Below are 21,325 nucleotides of genomic sequence, written 5' to 3'. Positions count from 1 at the left end.
CGCGTTAACCTCTCGCCCTGGTCTTGATTTTTTGCCCCGCTTTTCGCATGGCGACGCGAATGCCGTCATTTCTGGCGGATGCATAGAAACGCTTGCACCACCGTAACGGTCTCGTCACTTTCCAGGAAATCGTATTGGAAAATTCCCGCGCCGCTTGTTGATAAGCCTCCGCATGAATGCTTGCCCGGAAATTTTCTTCGATCTCGGCCGCGATTTCCGAATGACTATCCGTTTCCGTCTCAAGTCGCGGTTGAGGCACATTGTGCGTCCCTTTGGTTTCAATCAATAAAGAGATGTTTCTTTCGTACTCGCGAATGACTTTTCTGGAGAAGCTGTCGTACTGCGCCGGAGGCTCCATAAATCGATCGTTCAGTATCGAATTCAGCTCGTCTTGGCCTTTGACCGACAGCACGGTGTCCATCAGTTTCTCCCATCTCTCGCAAATCCGTTGCCGCGCGAAACGATCGACCAGTTCGTACGCCCGGTTGCCCATTCGATCGCGCAAATCGAAGTCGGATAACAATGCCGAGACTTTGCCGGCCATCAGATTCAAATCTTCTTGAGGAACGATATAGCCGCTTTCTCCGTCCGTAATCATGTCTTCCAATCCGGAAATGTCGCTAATGACGCAAGGCAATCCGAAAGTGCCTGCTTCGTTAAGAACCATCGGAATTCCTTCGCTCTCCGAGGTTAACAGGAGAACGGAAGCCTTCATATAGTACGGTTCGACGTTCTCTTGTTCTCCGACGAATAACATTTTATCTCTCGGTATTTGCAAGCGCGCAATCAGTTCCCCTATCGTTTCTTTGGAACGATTATCGGTTCGCGCGTTTAATTTGTAAGGTCCGACCAGATGCAATTCGGCATCGGGATGGCTCGCCATTACTTTGGCAAACACCTTCAGAATCCGATCCAATCGCTTGATCGGGTCATTGAACCTGCCAACGGCGAGCACGACTTTTTTATCCTTGGGTGCCTTTATCGGAGATTTCGGAAAAGTGTTAGGCGTCGGCAGCAAAGCACCGTTGTCGTTAATTTGGGAATAAACGTTCGCGCTGTAAGAAGTAAGCCACGTGACGGCGCTCGCTTGATTGAAAGCCTCCGTTCGGCGTTCGATGATGGGATACAAATCTTCGATAACGTAAGGAAGGAAATAATGGCCGAAATTGCATGCGATGCTTCGAATTTCCATCCCTCTTAATTTCTCGTAGACGGAAAGCAGATTGATGTCGAAGTTCGGGCTGGCCAAGAACAAATCCGCGTCGAGCAAGGAGCAAACGACCGTCAGCTGAGTGGATAGATTCTCCATCGTCCCGACTTTTAATCGAATATGCGTAATCTCTTTAGCAATAGGGAAACCTTCTTTATTCAGAAGATCGTTGGAAACGATAAACCAATCGTACTTGCCTTTTAACGTCTCGGTTATCGCGGAGAATACTCTTTCGCCACCGCCTCGAATCCATACCCCGCTATAGACGACAATACGAGGTTTGCTTTTCTTCCTAGCCAATAGGGGAGATAAATTCCGTTCCCAGTTAATCGGGGATTGATCGATTTCCTTAATTCCGACGTCCGCCTGGATAAGAGCCGAGACCCTCTCTTGTTCTTTGGGATCTAGCGTCGACGAGCACAAATGTTTTAAGAGCCTGTATGCGCACTTCTCGAATCCCATTTTTTTGAAAGAGTGATACCTGTGTTCGAGAATCTTATACGAATGCTCGTTATATAAGTTGACTTCCTCAATAGATAAATCCCGGATCATTCGACTCATGACGCGGTCGGCTTCACGCGCGAGCCCGTCATGATACCTCTGGCTGTCTTGCTCTTCATGCTGACGAGAACGGACAAGAATCTCTTTGACGTGCAGGAATGGAACGCTGCCGGCCATGCGGAACCATAGATCGGTATCTTGGGTATATCGAAGCGCCGGATCAAACACTCCGAACCTATCGAAATATTGTCGAGGAATCAGAAAAGCGCAGCCATGAAATCCGACTTCATGCGAAATGGCTAGCAAAGCGCGAGTATTGGATGATCCTTGGGGAGATACCCGATAAGTATGAAGCAATTTTCCAGCGGGAGAGATATGGCAATAATCGCTGAAGACGACCGCTTGGTCACCGAATTGGCGCAAAGCATTCATTTGCTTTTCGATTTTATCAGGAGTGTACATATCATCATGGCTTAACCAGGAGAAGTAGTCTCCGGTCATTTTTTCGAGACCCAAATTCAGTGCCGTAGCCACTCCTCCGTTCTCTTTGGAGAAGTAACGGATTCTGTCGCCGTACGAGAGAGCGATTTGTTCCGTTTCACCGCCGTCGTTCGAGCCGTCGTTAACGACGACGACTTCAACGTTCAAATACGTTTGTGCCAAAGCGCAGTTTATGGCTTCGTGCAAATAGTTCGCCCCGTTATACACAGGAATGACAATGGAAACTTTAGCTTCCTCCGACACCAAATCATACACCTCATTTTTGCAACTCAATTCCTGCAAATAACTCTTTCCAAATATGATCGCTATCGTTCCATAATTTATCGACGTGCGGAACGTTCACCGAACAAACGCGTTCCAATGGCCAGTCGTTTTCTTCGATTTCGTCCGCTTGGCCAGGGTCGAGAAACAGCAAAACATAATCATTTCGCACGAGATCGTCCAGAATCTCTAGCAATTCCTTCGCTTCCTCGTACGTTCCGCCGCTTCGGACAAAAAGCAGCCTTTCGGCCGTGTCGACCTTCTCTAAAAAACGAGCTACCCGGCGGTCGTATTTGGTCTTGACGCTCGGATATGCCTCCAACAGCTTAGGATCGTTCTGCGCGACAAAAAAGTCATGATTGGAGTAAATGTCGTACAATTTGTCCTGCACGAGATAAAGTTTATCTCCCGCGGTTCCAATACACTCCATCTGATGGCGGTCCATGAAGCCCTGGAACCGGTTCCGCAATAATCTATTAACGCTGCTTAGATTAGGAGAGCCTACCCAGTCCAGCACGCCCGAATAGGGTCTAAGTCCGTTTTTCTCCAATTGGATGGAAATATAGCACAGTTGCCCTAAGCTAAAAATGTCGTCGTATTTTCCTTTAATGTCGGCGATTCTCAATGAGCCTGCACTTCCTAACGTTATTTAGTTAGAACGCTTCCTTTAAGGAGGTACGGACCAATAATCCTCGCCCTCGTACCGAGCGATTTGACCGTCAAAACATAGTTCTGAAAAGACGACTCTTCCCCCGTACTTACTTCTATCTTAGTTAAAGTGCTATTAAAGCAATTTTCCTGAGTCCATTCGACAATTTCGCCGTTTGGATCTCCTTTTCGAATCATGATTTCTAATTCGCCCAGATCGGAGGTAATGGGTTTGTCCCATCCGATTTCAATTTCAAGCACAATTCGATGTGAGGGTTCTAGATTATCTAACCATAAGCCCGTGAGCACGACCTCTTCGTCTCCGACTTCGAACGGCTTGAAACTTCCAAGCTGCGCGCCCGAGGAAGCGAAATGTATAACCATGTTTAACTTATTCCTCCAATATTAGAATGCGGGAAATGGCGGAAATACTTCGTTCGACACTTTTATTAAAATAATAACATTATTCTGCACTATTGAATAAGCTTCTTAACAGAGAAACAAACAATAATTAGCCTATTTATGAAACTTAAGCGATAAATTAGCCCGTTAATGAATCTCAAAGAAAACTTTAAATTCGCGCTTGGATATAGCTTGCTCCCCGTTTGATTCATCCGCTTACATCCCCCTTCCAATTGAAAAAGCAATCTTTAGCAGGCTGCGTGGTTTAAATTACAGTTGACCTCAGCGGGATCGAACCGCTGAGGTCATTGCTGGCAGCGAAGCGCTCTACCGCATGAGTTGGTTTCACTGCCAACAACATGCACAAACCCGCCTTTACCTGTATCGAGTTAATATAGCAGTTTCACGACCCACCCGCTTGCCTGTTTCGGTATAGCCATTTGCATCAATAATTGGTATATCGCGAATTGCTGCATCTGGCGAGCCTTCGAGTTCAGCAAGCTTCTTGTCGGGACTTCATTGTATATTTCCACTGCGGATAATAGACGGTCAGCCAGGCCATAGTTGCCGCTAATCGCTTTCGTTGTTTGTTCAAAATTGGAGCTTAGGCTCATCGTAAGCTGCGCTTCACCCAGCTTGAGGGTACCATCGCCGTTACTACCGATTCGCTCATAAGTAGATGAACCGACTAACGATTCCAGGCTTTTACGGACAGATGAATTCATAACTCCGCCTGCTTCTTTCAGGCGATCATACATCGAATTGTAACTCGACACCAGCCCTTTAATTTGCGCGATGATTTTGTCTTGTCCGTTTTGTTTTGAATTTTCACAGCTTCCATCAATGGGGCCATTAGTGTCACCGTAACTTTGCCCTTCTCCAGATCAATCGTGTTCGACTTCGAAGTTTGAATTACGCCGCCGTTTACACTGTAGGACGCATTAGTGCTAGTTTCGTTGCATTCATAACGCCGGTTGCTGACATCGCGTTACCGGTAACATCCTCAACCTCAAAAGCCTGATCCGCTCCTGTCTTGTCGCTGCTTAACTCAAGTTTCTTATTGCCTGTTTTATCATCCGTTACAATACTTGCAGTTACGCCCATTTTCACTGCATTGACCGCATCTTTCAGCTTGTTCAGCACTTAATCGTTCGTATCGTTATCGGAGATAACAGCCGATACCTTCGTCGTCTTGCCGCCTATCGTAATGTTGAACTGATTGATGCCTTTGCTTACAACGGACGTGCCTGCTCAGATAACAATGTTCCCCTGTTCATTTGAGCAGTCGCGATTGCATTCACTTTAACTTCATAACTTTTGCTCGCAGCTCCGCCCGATGCAGTTGCAGTGACCCTCTTGCTGTCCGATGATTCCGCCGTCCTAGTATGGAAAGATGAATGATCGTTCTGCATTATTTTTTGCGCTGATCCTTGAATATCCTGCGCACACTTCAAAAAAAAGATTGCTGCTGTCTTGATATATTGCCCATAAGTCTTGCTCTTGGAAACGAATTTTAATGATAAAGATGAGTTAGCACCGGATTATTGGAAGATTGGAAACTCAAAGACATTCTGTTAATCGAAACCGTCATCCGTCTCCCCCCCTCAGTGAGGCATACTTGCTCAATCGCACGAACTCGCGATGGGCTTCCTGAATCGCGTTCGTGCGCATCAGCAACTCCTCGGAACCGCCATGCTTCAGTTGCCCGGCAATCTGCATCAGCTTGAACGTGTTGTAATAGTTCGCATCCGCTTTGCTACGGCTATGCTTCAATGAGATCTCATACGCTTGGCGCTCCATCGAGAGTCTCATTGCTTGATCATATAGATTGGGATCCTGTCGCTGTAAATAGTCCATTTCGTCAGTGCGTAGCTTCTTGCCCAGCATGAGTATATTTCGAATAGATGCCAAACGCGATTGATCCTTCGTCTCACGCGCGTCCTTGTATTGCTGCATCGCTTTGAAATAATCACTGACCGGCTGCACGGATTTTACATTCACGCCATTCCCCCCTAATTCAAATATTACTTCTATATATAACATGGTAGATTGATCCATTTGTGAAGTTCAAAGAAAACTTTAAACTCGCGCTTACAACACAATCTCTTGGAAAGCGTTTAATTGACGCTGTTAGCGGAAAGAACAAAAAAAGGTCAACAGCGTCAAGTCATACCCCAACGCCATTAACCCATTTTTTAAGGATATTTCGCCCTTCTTATGGTAGGCTACCAACCTTAACACTAAGTTCATACTTACACCGAACCTCTGGCAACCAGCATATATCCCGTCCCCCGGATCGTCACGATTCTCTCAGGATTGGCAGGGTCGGCCTCGATTTTTTTTCGTAAATTGCTGACGTGTACAGCGACCGTTCTCGTATCCTCTAGGCTCTCCGTTCCCCAGATGAGCTGAAACAACGCATCGACACTGACGACACGATTCACGTTTTGTGCCATATAGGACAGCAGACCGAACTCTTTTTTCGATAAAAAGACGGTTTCACTCCCCATAATGACGGACTGTGCGTAGTAATCCAGCGTCAATCCCGGCAACTCCAGCAGCTGCTCCCTTCTGCCCGTCGACACTCTACGAAGATGCGCCTTGATCTTGGCCATGAGGACTCCCGGACTGAACGGCTTGGTCACATAATCGTCCCCGCCATCGGATAATGCGCTGATTTTTACCTCGTCTTCCTCACGGCTGCTCAGAAACACGATCGGTGCATTCGTATAGCTACGTGCGTTCTTGCACCAATCAATGCCGTTTTCATTAGCCAGCATGACATCCAGTACAATCAAATCCGGCTTGAACGATGCAAGCAGCTTCATGGCTTCTGTCCCGCTGTGGCAATAGGAGGATATGAAGCCCTCCCGCTCGCAATATACCTGAACAATCTCGCATATATGGGAATCATCATCTACGATCATTATTTTATGAGCGTCCACCACATCGTCACCTTCCCTCCACCGCTGGGGCACCATAGCCTCGTTTTCCCCCTGATGTATGTTACATTATAGCGTTTTCTCTCCTTGTATCTTATCATGGCAGATTCGCCCATGGGCGAATCTCAAAGAAAACTTTGAGTTCGCGCTCAAGATAAATACAAAGCCACATCCAAGAAGACCAACTTAGTTGGACCTATCCGGATTCTAAAAAAATAGCGACGTAAGGGAGATTATCCCTACGTCGCTCCTAAGCGTTATTATTAGATTAATCATCGCTATAAAAATGGAGTGATTGGGCCAACGGAAACAAAACCCGTCGTCTCATTGAATGCTTAAAACACCGCATAAACGCCTTTCACCGTCCTTAGGGGCGGGGGAGCGAATAGGACAGGGATCATCATCGACGATCATGATTTTGTTCGCTACCGCCATATCGTCACCTTCCTTCATTTACAATACAAGGAAGCGATACAGAGAAGATCGACCCCGTCCTGCCGTCGCTCTCCGCTCGAACCGTTCCTCCATGCGCTTGCACGATTTCCCTGCAAATCGCCAGTCCGAGCCCGCTGCCCTCTACGCCCTTCTCACCCGGTTGATCATACCTGTAATTACGATCGAAGATTTGCTCGAGCTGCTCCGGCGGAATTCCCATGCCTGAGTCTTGTACGCTAATGATCGCATAACGGGTAAGATTCACCTCATCCACAGCTAGCGCAATACGCACCACCCCACCCCTTGGGGTAAACTTCATTGCGTTCGACACCAGATTGAACAACGCCTGCTCCAGTCTTTGCGCATCCATCACGACAACAGGCGAATCAGATCCTTGATCTTCCTCACCTCTGTAGTCCAGCCTAAAATCCAGACCTGCGTCACGCACTACCAACTCATATTGTTCATAGAACCGGCGCAAGAAGTGAACCACATGAACCGGCTCCATGCGGTACGAGACTTGTCCCGTCTCCAAATGCGACAAGAAGCTTAACTCCTCGATCATGCGGTTAATCCTTATCGTGTTATCCCGGATATATTTCAGGTACTGATCATTGCGTTCCGGCTTGACTCTGTCCTGCACAGCCTCGACATAACCCAGCATGCTGGACAGCGGCATGCGAAGATCATGCGTAATATAGGCGAGGAGCTTCTTCCGCCCTTCCTCGGATTGAAGCAGCTGGTCATACGATAAGCGGAGATCGTCATGAGCTGCGGATAAGGCCTGTGTGCGTTCCTGCACGGTCCGTTCCAAATTCATATTCATTTCGGTCAGCTTGTTGTTAGCGTCCTGCAATTCGCGCGCAATCCTCTCCTCGTTCGCCGCCGCCCTCGTAAATCTGGAAGAAAGCAGCATCATCTGTGCGATTGTAAACACCAACAGACCCAGCGGAGAGGTATTTCCGATTCGCGACCATTCGTTGTAATATAAAAAGTCGTTGATCACCGTCACTAAAGCAACCACCGACACCAGCAGGAAGATCAGCGCTCCCTCCCTACGCCGCACAGCCGCTTGGGCCAGTCCAACCATCAGATAAACCATATGCAGGACAACGACCACACCGATCATTGGCAACATTCGGGTATAGATAATGGCAGGGGCCGCCACAACAACGATACATAATGCTCCGGTTACGAACCTCGTGCCATGATGGAACCAACGCGACACATAATTCGGAAAGATGCAATTGAAGTACATCGTGATGATATACCCGCTGCTGCATAGAATCAGGTACTCGATCTTGAACTGCAATTCCCACGGAAAATTCGGCCACCATTGTGTGAGCAATAGCTCGCCGACCAGCAACGAGCGGATGCCGAACATTAGGGTGAACAGACCAAAGAACAAGGGCGCCCTGTCTTTGCGTCGCAAGGCGAACAGCAGCAGGTGATAGACCCCAATCACCAGCAGGCTTGCGGTGATGAACATTTCAGCGGCGATGTTCAGATGGGTTTTGACCGTTAATCCATCACTTCCGCCCAACTCGATATACTGGGTGATGCCGCCTCGCTTATGATGGAAGTTGGCAACTTGCATCACCAGTTCCACCGAATCTTGCTCGGGCTGGAAGAACACAAGCTTCGTTGCCAGACGCGGGATCGCTCTACTCTTGTCCCTACCGACCACACCAACCTCTTCCAGAAGCTCGCCGTTAACCCACAATTTATAAGCATGAAAGATCGCAGGCAGCCGCAGCGCAAGCCGCTCGCTGCGATCCTGCTCGCTAAGTTTTATGACGACCCGAAAGGTGGCATAACCTGTACCGCTCAGCCGCTGGCCATCCAACCGATCGCCTAGCCAGGAGTTGGGGATGCTGATCCAGCGTTCAGGATTGCCGCCCCTTGCCAGGCGATTCTGTATATCCTCGGGCGACAGCAGCTCTTGCCAGTAGAACGCCCACTCCCCCGCTAACTTTAGCGGGTTCTCACTGACATGAACCTGCGTTAAATCCAGAATGCCTTCTTTACTTTCGATCCTGGGGGAGTCCGGTGCAGGCATGACGGCATAGCTTGCAACCAAACCGACAGCAACGGCAGCAGCGATATAAAGCAAGATCGTCCGAGAACCGAATCGGAGAATGCCCCTCATGATGATATCGACCCCAATCTACAGGATGCGCGATATGTAAATTAATTCTCCTAATGATAACATCATTAAAGGAAATTGTGCCCTGCAAATCTGTGCAAGGCGTAGAATACAACTATCACGATGAGGTCCTTTTTTCCAGCATAAGTTCTGGCCTATGCCGGACTCGCAGCAGAGCAGCCTGCTCCGATGGGGGCAGGCTGCTCTGTGATTCAATCCGTTTAAGGTTAATGCAGGCTCGGATCATACTTCATCACGGTCAATTTACTTGTCGTGGTGATACCTTCTTTATAGCTCACATAAAGGTTATCGTTGCTGTCTATGGAGAGATTTAAGTAACTAATGTTAGCAGCCGAGATGCCTGCATACTCGACGATGTTCCAACTGTTATTCTCGTACTTCCTCACCGTCAGCCTGTTGCCGTGATCCGTATCTACATACGCGACATACGGCGTGCCCTCGCTGTCAAAGGCGATTTTGATGTTGGGAGCCCCGGACGTCTCATACGAGATTCCAGTCGTACCTACAGGTTGCCATGAAGAACCCTCATGCTTCGCCACGACCACCTCGTTATTGGACTTACTCTTGTAGACCACATAAGGTACGCCATCCGGACTAAGTGTGAATGAGGCATCCGCACTAAGCGTTGCTTGGAGTTCCGCATTGTTAACGGGAGACCACGACATGCTGCCATCGTATGTCCTCAACGATGTTTTGCTTATATAATCCGGCATGTTGTACCACATATGGAATAGATAAAGGGTGCCGCTCGGGTTAAACGCAAGGGCAGTATAATTAGCATTAGCCCAGTTGGTACTGTGTACATTCTCCCATATATTGTCCTTGTATCTCTTCACATACAAGGATCTAATGTTGTTACCTTGTTCGAGATAAGACAGATAAAGATTGTCATCCTCGTCAAAGACCATGGAGGCATCGTATCCGAAATTCTGTTGCGTAAAAAGATCCAAGGCTTCCCAAGCTCCCTGATCATATTTCATTACAACGTGTTTATAAGCTTCATCGATTTTCGCCATATAAGAAACATAAAGCGTATCCTTGCTGTCTATGGCGAGCGTAACAGTAATCGTATTATTCCACGCTTTATTGAAGGCAGTCAGGTTGCCGACGGGTTGCCACTCGTCATCCTCGTATTTCATTACGATGATTTCATTATTCCACGTCACATAAGCACTATAGGGAGTGCCGCTGTTGTCGAATACGATATCGGAGTGACTTTGCGCTCCCCCTACCAGCGCATCGCCAAGTGTCGTCCACGAGGTCATCGTCCATTTCGCGTACAGGGTCATATCTGCGTTCACCGCTGTCGAGAAGTCATAGGCGATTGTCGTCGCGGGATCGCTATACCAGCCGTCGAATCTGAAACCGATCCACTTCGGTACGGGAGGCGCTATAGCGTTGCCGCCCGGAACCACCGCCTGACTCTGCACAGCGGGTCCGTTATTGCTGTCAAAGCTTACCGTATAGCTGTTAAATGTCCACTTCGCGTACAAGGTGAGGTTAGCGTTCACCTCTCTGTTCGTGAAGCTGTAAGCTTCTTGCAGGAGGGCGTCGCTATACCAACCCGCGAACGTATAACCGTCCATCGTCGGTGCGGCGGGTTCATCGGCATTTCCGCCACTTTCCACCGTCTGGTTGGCCACTGCCGATCCGCCGTTGCTGTCGAAGCTCACCGTGTAGACGGCGGTCCACTTCGCGTACAGCGTAAGATTGGCGCTCACCCCGGTCGAGAAGTTATAGGCTGTGCCCAGACCGGCGGTGGTGTACCAGCCGGCGAACATATGTCCGTTTCTCGTCGGTGCGGCAGGCAATGTCGCAGTGTCGTTGTATTCCACCGTCTGGCTGGCCACCGCTGATCCGCCGTTACTGTTGAAGCTCACCGTGTAGCTGTTCCGCATCCACTTCGCGTAAAGTGTAAGGTTCGACTCAACCGGTGTCGCAAAGCTGAATCGGTTCTGGAAGGTGCTGTCGGTGTACCAGCCGTCAAAGGTATACCCGGTCAACGTCAGTGCGCCGGGCGCCGTAGCCACGGCTCCTTCGTCTACTGTCAAATCTTCCACTGTCGTGCCGTTGTTGCTGATGAAGCTCACTGTATAGCTGATCTTGGTAGCAACCACCCATTTTGCATACAAAATAAGGTTGGCCGTCACGATCTCCGTCTCGAAGTCATAAGCGCTCGTCCATTCGCTGTCTCTATACCAGCCGCTGAATACGAAGCCTTGCTTCGTAGGCGCGTCAGGCGCCAACGCATGGCTTCCTTCGTTAACCTTCAGATCGGCTACCTCCGACCCTTCGTTGCTCTCGAAGCTCACCGTGTAGCTGTGCAGCCACTTCGCATGCAGCGCGAGATCCTCCGTCACCTGCGTCCCGAAGTCGTATTCCATCGTCAGCGCGCTATCCCTGTACCAGCCGCCGAACACCAGATCGTCCTTCGTCGGCTCATCCGGCTCGCTTGCCTGGAAGCCGTATCCAACCGTTAAGGCATTGACCGCCGACCCTCCATTGCTGTTGAAGCTCACCGTGTGGGTGTTCAGCGCCCACTGGGCTGTAAACTCGACATCGTACGCGGGCATCGTGGTCAGCGAAGCGGGCGACCATCCGGCGAACGCGCTCCCCTGCCAAGCCGGTACTCCAAGGTATAACCCCGTCGTTGCCCCGAACGGTACGTGATCAATGACCCTGGTCGCTTCGCCGGAGCCGTTGTAATTGATCGTCATGGCATAGCTATTGCGCTTGTAATACACCTTCAGAACCGTTGTGCCTCGGCCCGCGATCGGGGCAGACAGTACCGTTCCCGGAATGGTGGCGTCGAACGTAAAGCCCTCATAGGATTTTGCCGGATTCGTCAGGCTTGCCTCGGCATCGGTTGCCCCGCGATACGATTCCATATCCGCTACCGTATAGGTATCGCTTCCGATGTTTTGCAGCAGGTAGGCGACCTGATAGGACGTGTCCTCTTTCGCCGTCCATTGGGCCGTATACGACGTGTTCGTAGCAGGCATCGCACTTGGAACATCCGGCGACCATCCGGCGAACGTATAGCCCGGTCTGGTCGGTATCGGGATGCGAGCAGAGATATTCTTGCCGGTTGCTTCCGTCAGCGAGCTGCCCGGTGAGCCCACATACCCTCCGTCGAAGGTCATCGTGCGATTCGCCGGATAGTGATCAACCCTGACGACCGTCGAACCGTCCCCCTTGATCTTCATCCCGCTTGCCTTACCTGTCGCATAACCTTGGTCAAGGAACCTGTCGGAGACGATCTGAATCTCCGTGCCGGTTGTTCCGGTCAAAGTCTCCGTCGCTGCAGGCGACGTCGCTGTCTTGGTATTCGGGTCGATCAAATAATGCTGAACGGTATACGGCGTATCCGTGTTCGGGATCCATCGCGCGTATAGAATCCAATCCTGTGCAGGCATACGGCTTGGAATGGTTGCCTTCGAACCGCCGGTGCCTGACCAGTACCAGCCGTCAAAGGTATATCCCGGATACACCGGGTTGTCCACGCTGATCGGTGCGTTGTACGGCGCTGCGACAATCTGGTTCGCTTCACCGTTCTGCAGGTCCAGTTGGATGATATAGTCACCCACTCTGGCGAGCCAATTCAAGGAAATCGTGCGCTGGATCGGTTCGGACGAGAGCGACAGAGGCGCGCCTCTCCAGGTGATGACCAGATTGCCCTCGCTCACCTGAATGTCCGTGTTCACCACTTCGATCTTTCCTGTATCCGCCCTATACCTGAAATTCCTGTTGTCCACCTGGAAATCGAATTTCGCGCGGTCAAAGGTCTGGGTATCTGTTTCGCCAGTCTTCAAATCAAACCGACTCATGGTTAGCCACGACTCCGGCACGGCGATCGATGACGCGGAGCCCGCCAGGTTTAATCTAACCGGCTTATCCTCCGGATAGGCGAAGTCATCGACATTTTTCTGCTCCCCTACCGTGTACAACGGCCATGTATTCTCGTATACCGGAATACTGCCCGAGAGCAAGCCATCGCCCAATTGGGCGCCGATTGCAGTCTCCAGATAGATGCCGATCTCTACGTACAGAGCGCCCATTGACCGGGTAGTCTGCACCCCTTCCAGTCGCTTCAACTGATAGTAGAAGTACCCCCACAGATTCACGTACGCACCGGCTTCAATAGACACCCCGATGCTATTCAGCTTAACACTGCCAACTCCCGCTTTAAGCTCCAGCAGAACACCCGCCCGCAAGCCGATTGTCCCCATCACATAGAAGGTAAACTGGTAATTGCCGTCCCCCGGCAAGCTTACGGTGTTGCTCGTACCTCGGAAACCAAGCACGTGTACGGTAGCCGAGTAGCGTTTGGCTGTCGTATAGTTGAAATCCGCGCCGATCGTCAGGTTCACATTGGCGCTGACCACAAACTCGGCTGTGAAGTTGACTTCAACGATACCCATAACTACGCGCACGCTCTTCTCGAAGAGCTTCTTCTTGATCAACGGAACCCAATCCGTCTCGTTCTCCATCATTTCTTGATACTGTGCCTTCAGTTCCGCCGAGTCCACCGTCGTATCCTGTACACCGTCGATTAGCGCTTGCATCTCTGTCGCGATGTCGCGAACCTTGCCTAGTTTGCCGCCAGTAGCTGCTTCATCCCAGTCATCCAGTGCTTCCTGCAGCTTATCGTGTGCCACCGTGGCAATCTCCGCCGTAATGTTAATTCCGGTATACGTGTACGCATCCAGATTGGCGGTAATCCGATAATCTTTCGGGTAGGGCACACAGAGAAACCAAACACATGCCTCCCCCCAATCCGTCCCCCCATCGATGCCGAGATTCAAAGTAATCTCCTGCAAGAACGTACCCGTCATATGGATGACGAGGTCGCTCTCCTCATGGATGCGAATGACAATGTCGGCGCCGATCTGAAGCGTAGCGCTGACTCCGGAGTTTTGTCCGGCAATATGATTCACTCTCGTGCCCAGCGCAGCGACAACCGTCAGATTCTCCACACTGACTTTGCCTACGCCGTTAGCCGCTAGCATATTCACTTCCATCTGCGTCTTGAAGACATCCGTCTCCATGGCCAGCGCAGACAGATAGTCCGCAGCCTGATCGACGAAGCCGCTGGCGATCGCTTGCTGCTCAATATGATCCTCCAGTTGCGCGATTTCCTCCTGCGACAGCAGTTGGTCGCCGTCAATCGCCTGTTGCTGATAGACGTCGAGGATATGCGCGATGTCTTCTTCCGTGACATCGACATACTTAATAATATCCATCTCCGCCACAGGCGTAATCGACGTAATACGTCCATAACCGATTAACAGTTGGGAGCCGCCATTCACTAACTCACCCTCATAGAAAGCGATAAAATCGCCTACATCGACGGTGGTGAGCTCGCTCAAGCCTAGTGGCGCATACATGCTGTCGCTGTAGTTCATCGCGATATGCTCTACCGTGATAGAGTTATTGTCCGGTTCTCCGTCCGTATCCGCCTCTACGCTCACAGGCAGAACATCCGGCTTGAACAACACCTGCTTGGCATCCGCGTGATCATAGGTGTAGGTATTGCCGTTAATCGCCGTAATCTGTACATAAGCGACAGCGCCATCGTCGGCGCCGGTTGTGTCTACCGTGCGCAGATCGGGACGAACCCCTTCGTAGATTGCAACGACAGCGCCCACTTGAATCTCGCTGCTTCCGCTGTAGGAGAAAGTTCCACTGCCGCCATTCGCGGCGGCAAGACCGTTCTCGCTGTCACCTACCGTCGTCGTAATGAGCGGAATGGCCGGCGAACCTACTTCCGCGCCATCAAGCATCATATTCGTGACATCCGCGAAAGGCAGATAGATCATATTCGGATTTAGCGGGACATTCATGACTTCTTCCTTGGCAACGCTAAAAACATAGATGCTCGTCGTAGCGTCTTGACCTTGGAAAGACAGATTGTCATCCGTTAACGTCAGTTGATAGGTGTGTCCTTCTGTGAATCGACCGCCTTCGGCCGCTAATCTGAAGTGACCATTCGAGCCGGTGACGGTAATCCCCGTAAAATCAGGATCTGAAGTATCCTCGAACTCAAGCCCCGCTTGCACCTCCGACGCGGTCAGATTGCCGGACGCATCGAAAACCGTAATAGTGAAGTCCGGAGCGACATCCATTTCAGAGTAGCTGGGAGTGCTCTGTACAGCATTACTCACGCTATCTATATATTTCGCATACAACTTGGTGTCCGCGTTAACGGGACTTCCCTCCGCGAAGATGAGCGATAAATCGCTGTCCCTAAACCATCCTTGGAAGATATACCCCTCTTTCGCCGGAGCAGGCAGATGACTCGGCGCTTTCCCTTGCCGCACCTTCTGGTCGGCTATCTCCGTGCCTCCGTTGCTCTCAAACGTCAGCGTATATTCGATAACTGGGCTGCCTCCGTTTCCTCCGCCACCGCCGCCGGTTCCGGACGTCGGCAGCCCTGCGCCGTTCGTCGTGCCATTATCCGTATCGGATGTCGGCGAGGGGGTCGGCGTCGGTGCTGTTGGATTCTGATTTTTCCACGCCTCCACAATCGCGTTGTTGCGCATGAAGAAAACAGCCGCTTCCGCACGAGTCGCCTGTTTATGTGGATTGAAGTTGCCATTGCTGTCCCCGTCGAACAAACCCGCTTGCCACAGCTTCACAACTGCATCCGCCGCCCAGGAAGACACGTTCGCGAGATCCTTTGGCTGCGTAGTTACGGGATTGCCAGTTTGATAGGGAATCTGATAGCTTTCAAAATAGCGCAAAGTCAGCGCCGCCATCTGCTCCCGGGACACGGTTGCATCCGGAGAGAAATTGCGAGCTCCCGTGCCGGAAGTAATCCCCTTCTTAACCGCCCACTCTACAAATGGCGCATACCAAATGCCCGCCGGCACGTCGGCAAAGCTCGAGGCGGAATACTCGCTGACATCCACGCCGGCCATTCGTCCAAGCGCCGTCACATACATGGCGCGCGTCATCGTTCCCTTAGGCGAGAAGGCGCCCCCGCCCGTTCCGCCGAATATACCATTCTTCCGGACATAGACGGCCGCATCGTAGAACCAGTCCGTTGGTTTCACATCCTGAAACCCGCTTGGTTCTATCGCTGCCACCTGCTGCATCAGCAGCTCGGGCTCTATCGCCCGCTGTACCGGGAGTTCGGCCCCTGCCGCCTGCTGTACAGGCAGTGCGGTCACGATCATGCTGACGATCAGCATCCACGCCAGAAGCCGTGATTTCGACGTCCATCCCCATTTTTTTGCCTTCTTCACACTTGTTCATCCCTTCTCATAGCCGGATATAGGAAAAATGATGTCGATTTTTCTCCTCTATTCTAGCAGGGCAGTTGGGACAACTTGTGAATTACAAAGAAAACTTTAAACTCGCGCTTGCACCGTACTTCTAGCAACCGGCATACACAGCTTCCATCCGGTTAAGATGCAAGAAAAGGAAAGGGGGATGTACCTCCTGAAGATCTACGCTTGACCCACAACACTTCCAGATAATTCCCAACATAGACCCCCTGATCTTGGTTGATTTATACGATTTTTCCTACAAACGTTCGTCGTTTGAGTCTGAGCCGAGTTGCTTTGTGCGGTTTTTCCTACAAACGTCCGCCGTTTAAGCCTGATTCGAGCTGCGTTGTACGATTTTTCGACTAACTTCTCTTCGTAAACTCTTGTGTGCAAATTGATCCGCCGTAAAAGTTCTATATGCAATAAATTGGAAACGTAGTGGGTCATGATTAGCCTGGAGATTGCCTCATACGCTCCTGAAACCACCTTATCACGGGTTTACCCATTCAGGTTTCAGGTGCGTATAGCATCGGAAGGAGGTACATACCCCTTGTACTTTTATCATCGATTATCTTTGGCAGCAGCTTGTTGTGCTCATGGGACAGCCCCTTCAACTTACAGGTAATGCGGCTCTTAAAGTTTTTACGAGTTACTGACGATACTATTGAGAGATAGCCTACACCGCAGTACCCATAGTGAAAGGAATTGGCAGTGTGAAAAATAGAAAGATTCTCTCTCTAATTATGGTCGCTATCACTCTCTTGACAACGTACTTTGTTCTTCATTCCTTTCGCATATTCGACTCCAATACATTCACGGCGAACGATGGCGTTCTCTCGTTGCAGCATTGGGATCGTCAGGATGAACTTAAGCTTGATGGAGAATGGGACTTCTATCCGGAACAATTAATCGTACCAAGCCCGGACGAGCATGTTTTTGATCGTTACAAGACTCAACGCCAAACCATCCCCGTACCCGCAGCATGGAATCGCTATAAATCAGAGAAGGCAGCTCCATACGGGACAGGCACGTATCGCTTGCTTATCCATGTTCCGGAAGATGACCTGTATGGCGTCAAGCTGAATACGATTCGTAATGCTAATAGAGTGTTTATAAACGGGCAGGAGCTTGGCTCGGCAGGCGTTCCTTCCCAAAGAGCCGAAGAATATCGTTTCGATTACAAAAAGTATGTCGTGTTGGGAAACAGTAAGAATAAACAAATAGAGCTTGTTATTCTCGTTGCCAATTATGACTATGTCGTTGGCGGGATTGTCAGCTCGCTCGATTTCGGTCTAGCCGATCAAATCTTATCCGAACAAGGCCGTGCCAAATTCGTTGAAGGCTTTCTTATTTCCGGCTATCTGCTATTTTCGTTTATATACTTTACGGCCTATTTGCAGCACAAACGGAAATTTCGGTATGAGCTATATTTCAGCCTATTCTGTTTAGCGCAAGCTTTACATATATCGACGATAAATGAAAGATGGATCTATTTACTGTTTCCGGAGTTAAGCCCAGCTTCTCAACTAGAAATACAAGCCATCTCGCTTACGCTTTTCGTCTTGTTTTTCCTATTGTTTGTGTATCATTTCTTCAACATGACCGCCAACAGAAGGATCGTCGCCGCATTAAGCGCAATGCTTGGAATTCAAGCCTTGGCCGTATTTACGCTAAGCATGACAATCGATCTGATGGTAAGCGTTTCTATTACGATCAGTCAACTCATTATTTCAGTGACCACCGCTATCGGTTACGTGTATATTTTTATCCTGCTGCTGAAAGCCTACAAACAAAAAACGGATGAGTCCAACTATGTGCTGATCGTTGTTTATACGTTTGCTCTTTATGGCGTTCTGCTTCTCATTGTTCTGCTATTTGAAGTGGATATCGAAACGCCGTCATTTCTTTTGTTTTTAATTATGGTGTTGAGTTTGGCGCTATTACTGAGTCATCGTTCCCAGCAGGCATATAACAAAGTAGAGGAAATGTCGAATGAATTGCTTGAATTCGACCGAATGAAGGATGAATTTCTAGTCAAAACCTCACATGAGCTTGGCACTCCGCTCCATGGGATTATGAATCTTTCTCAATCGCTGCTGGAGGGGGTAGAGGGGCCATTAAAAAGGAACCAGCAAGAAAGCGCAATATTAATACACTCGGTTAGCAGAAGATTGGCCGGGTTGGTTAAGGATCTTTCCTTCATCTCCAAAATAAAGCAGGGAGAGGTTTCTTTCACAGCCAAACCGATCGATATCCGAATGGTTGAAGAAGTGCTTGCTGAGATTGCCTACGTCACGCCCCCTTCTCCGTCTGTCCAATTAATCAATAAGGTCCCGGCTAATTTTCCGCTCGTCTACACCGATGAGCAGAAGCTAAAGCAGGTTTTCTTTAATCTGATCTACAATGCGATTAAGTTCACCAAGCAGGGAACGATCGCGATCTCGGCTCGAATCCTGGAGGAACAGGCGCACGTATCGATTGCGGATACCGGGCCGGGTATTGCTGCAGAGCACCACGACCTCATCTTTACAACCTTCTATCAAGTTGAAAGCAGCCGTGCCAGGGAATCGGAAGGTCTTGGTCTGGGATTAAGCATTACCAAGAAAATTGTGGAAAGCGCAGGCGGACGTATCTGGGTAACTTCCGAAATCGGCAAAGGCTCTTGCTTCACCTTCACGATCCCCTTGGCTACGAACGAGCAGCTGCTAGGATATAAGGAAATAAGCGAAGCGCACGAACAGGTTGCGTCTGCCCAGAGAATGGAACGGGAGGGGAAGCAGTCGCAGCCTGCCCTGACTACAAGAGTAGAAGGATCAAAGCCGTATACCCTATTAGTTGTAGATGACGAGCCCGCCAACTTGAAGGTGCTTATTAATAGGCTTCATTCGCTTCAATATAGCGTAATTGCAGTAGGCAGCGGTCAGGAAGCACTCGACATTATTGAAACAGAACAAGTTGATCTATTAGTTTTAGATTTGATGATGCCCCATATGACGGGATATGAGGTCTGCCAAACGATTAGACAGAAGCTAGACTTGGTGGATTTGCCTATTATCATATTAACGGCAGCAGGACAATTGTCCGACTTAGTGATTTCCTTCCAATTAGGAGCCAACGATTACTTGCAAAAGCCAGTAAATTTGAAGGAATTAGAGATGCGAATCGAGTCGTTGCTGTTAATGAAAAAATCGGCGCACGATGCTATAGAGCATGAACTCAGCTACTTTTACGCTCAGATTACACCGCATTTTTTGTACAACACACTCAATTCGATTATTGCGCTAAGCTGGTCTGATCAGGAAAAGACCCGAACGGCATTAGAGCATCTTTCTACCTATTTCCGGGGAAAGCTGGATTACCAAAAACAGCGCTCGCTGGTCCCTTTGGAGGAAGAAATACAATTAGTAAAAGCTTATTTAGCGATCGAACAAATGCGCTTTGAAGAAAGACTTCAAATCGAATATAACATTGATGAAACCATTCAAACCTCTATCCCGGCACTGACCCTTCAGCCGCTTGTGGAAAACGCCGTACGTCACGGGATAACACAAAGAAACGATGGCGGAACGCTGCGTCTTACGATTGAACGGGAACAGCAGCATATCAAAATCACGATAGAAGATGACGGGATCGGAATTCCTCTTGAAAAACAACAAGAACTATTGCGCGGGCGAAACGAGCGATTAGGCTTTACTAATCCATTTAGAAAGCTTTCTCTAATTAAAGGAACTCGTTTTCAATTAGAGAGTGAGATGGGCAAAGGGACAACCATCATCATTCATATTCACGAATTCCCATAAAAATCGACGAATTTCACTGGCGAACCGCCACCAGAAACCGACTGCAACGACAGCGCGAACAGCGAACTCCAGGTCACCGCGTCGTAGACGTCGACCGCAGGCTTCCTGTCCTCCTGTATGGCAGAGACGAATTCCCGGATCACAAAGAAATCGCCTCCGCCGTGGCCGGTATGGAGAGCTTCTTTCTCCCACGCTCGCCAATCCGGATGATCCCATTTGGTCTTATGAAGCCAAAGTGAATCCCATTGCGGATCGGTTACGGAATTGCCGGAAGCCTCGTTGTGCAGCCAAATGAGCGGGTCCTCTCCTTCGAAGCGCGGCCCGAGATACGCGCCTTCCGTCCCTTGCAGCCCATAGTGCACCATATTGTGCGGGCGGGCGGACTGGATATCGACGCGGAGCGACACGACAACGCCCTTCTTCGTGCGGATAAGTGTCGTGGAGCTATCCCCCTGCCGCCAGAAATCGGGCTGTGCGCCCGGGTGATCCGTTCCGAACCGTTCCCGAAAATAGTTGGCCGTCGAGCGGCTTTTGGTATTGAAGGTGACCAATTCCTCGAAGCGATCACCGCCCGATTGATCAATGCCGAGCCACTTGGCGATCGGACCGAGCGAATGAGTCGGGTAAGTACAAGCATTAAAATCGTGTACACATTGTCCGCGCCAGGTCAAGCTCCCGTCCGCGCCATGCAGCAAATTCCGGACATCGTGAATGTATCCGCATTCCGCATAGGTAATCTCGCCGAAGGCGCCTGCGTCAGCCATCTGCTGAACCATTTTATTCTCGCGCGTATAGCAGTAATTTTCCGCCATCATGTACTTCAAGCCGCTCGCTTCCACCGCTTCAATCAGCTTCCATCCGTCTTCAATCGTATGCGCGGCAATCACTTCGCTCAGAACGTGTTTCCCCGCGCGGAGCGCCTGAATCGCTTGATCGGCATGAAGCAACATCGGGGTCGCCAGGAAAATGGCGTCGACCAACGGACTTTCCAATAGCTGATCATAGCTGGAAAACGTAACAATTTCGGGGTACTTTATCTTCCAGTCCTGAAGAACCTTTTCGTTCAGATCGCATACGGCCGTCAGCTCCAAGCATTCTGCGAGTATCGAAAGCGCATTGTCGAATGCCCCGCCGCGCGAGCCGCCGATAACGGCTAATCTCACTTTTTTTGCCATTGTCATTTCCTC

12 protein-coding genes are annotated in these 21,325 nt (G+C 49.9%); 1 reads left to right on the top strand and 11 read right to left on the bottom strand.

Translation table 11 applies throughout. From position 1 onward, the window contains the following. Positions 1–4: 4 nt before the first annotated feature. From DFP98_RS14490 to DFP98_RS14445, 10 genes are all read right to left on the bottom strand, one after another. Positions 5–2,455: a glycosyltransferase gene (locus DFP98_RS14490; protein ID WP_220377103.1), complete on the bottom strand. Its 2,451-nt coding sequence runs from the start codon at positions 2,453–2,455 to the stop codon at positions 5–7. A gap of 13 nt (positions 2,456–2,468) precedes the next feature. After that, positions 2,469–3,098 (bottom strand): DUF1796 family putative cysteine peptidase, encoded by a 630-nt coding sequence (locus DFP98_RS14485; protein WP_116061323.1) that lies wholly within the window; start codon positions 3,096–3,098, stop codon positions 2,469–2,471. Between the two features lie 20 nt (positions 3,099–3,118). Beyond that, positions 3,119–3,505, bottom strand: coding sequence for a hypothetical protein (locus tag DFP98_RS14480; RefSeq protein ID WP_116061322.1), 387 nt, complete (start codon positions 3,503–3,505; stop codon positions 3,119–3,121). A gap of 407 nt (positions 3,506–3,912) precedes the next feature. Further along, entirely contained in the window at positions 3,913–4,281 is a 369-nt protein-coding gene (locus DFP98_RS14475) for a hypothetical protein (protein ID WP_147310188.1), read from the bottom strand. Between the two features lie 166 nt (positions 4,282–4,447). After that, on the bottom strand, positions 4,448–4,666 hold the full coding sequence (locus tag DFP98_RS14470; protein WP_116061320.1) for a hypothetical protein: 219 nt from the start codon (positions 4,664–4,666) through the stop codon (positions 4,448–4,450). Positions 4,667–4,755: 89 nt separating this feature from the next. Next, the gene (locus DFP98_RS40225; protein ID WP_147310187.1) at positions 4,756–4,977 is read right to left on the bottom strand and encodes a flagellar cap protein FliD N-terminal domain-containing protein; all 222 of its coding nucleotides are present in this window, start codon (positions 4,975–4,977) and stop codon (positions 4,756–4,758) included. 133 nt (positions 4,978–5,110) lie between these two features. Then, positions 5,111–5,524: a hypothetical protein gene (locus DFP98_RS14460; RefSeq protein WP_116061318.1), complete on the bottom strand. Its 414-nt coding sequence runs from the start codon at positions 5,522–5,524 to the stop codon at positions 5,111–5,113. A 251-nt stretch (positions 5,525–5,775) separates the two neighbouring features. Then, complete coding sequence (locus tag DFP98_RS14455; protein WP_246016543.1) at positions 5,776–6,450, bottom strand: response regulator transcription factor; 675 nt, start codon at positions 6,448–6,450, stop codon at positions 5,776–5,778. A 454-nt stretch (positions 6,451–6,904) separates the two neighbouring features. Continuing rightward, positions 6,905–9,049, bottom strand: a complete 2,145-nt coding sequence (locus tag DFP98_RS14450) for an ATP-binding protein (protein WP_116061317.1) — start codon at positions 9,047–9,049, stop codon at positions 6,905–6,907. 224 nt (positions 9,050–9,273) lie between these two features. Continuing rightward, positions 9,274–16,314: an InlB B-repeat-containing protein gene (locus DFP98_RS14445; RefSeq protein ID WP_116061316.1), complete on the bottom strand. Its 7,041-nt coding sequence runs from the start codon at positions 16,312–16,314 to the stop codon at positions 9,274–9,276. 737 nt (positions 16,315–17,051) lie between these two features. On the opposite strand from DFP98_RS14445, the gene DFP98_RS14440 reads away from it, so the two are divergent. Then, positions 17,052–20,138 (top strand): ATP-binding protein, encoded by a 3,087-nt coding sequence (locus DFP98_RS14440; RefSeq protein WP_116061315.1) that lies wholly within the window; start codon positions 17,052–17,054, stop codon positions 20,136–20,138. Here DFP98_RS14440 and DFP98_RS14435 read toward each other — a convergent pair. Further along, complete coding sequence (locus DFP98_RS14435; RefSeq protein WP_181917694.1) at positions 20,123–21,313, bottom strand: Gfo/Idh/MocA family protein; 1,191 nt, start codon at positions 21,311–21,313, stop codon at positions 20,123–20,125. The genes DFP98_RS14440 and DFP98_RS14435 overlap by 16 nt on opposite strands. Positions 21,314–21,325 lie beyond the last annotated feature (12 nt).

It is taken from the genome of Cohnella phaseoli (assembly GCF_003386235.1).
GTDB classification, from domain to species: Bacteria; Bacillota; Bacilli; order Paenibacillales; family Paenibacillaceae; genus Cohnella; species Cohnella phaseoli.
This window is presented reverse-complemented; position numbering and strand designations above follow the sequence as displayed.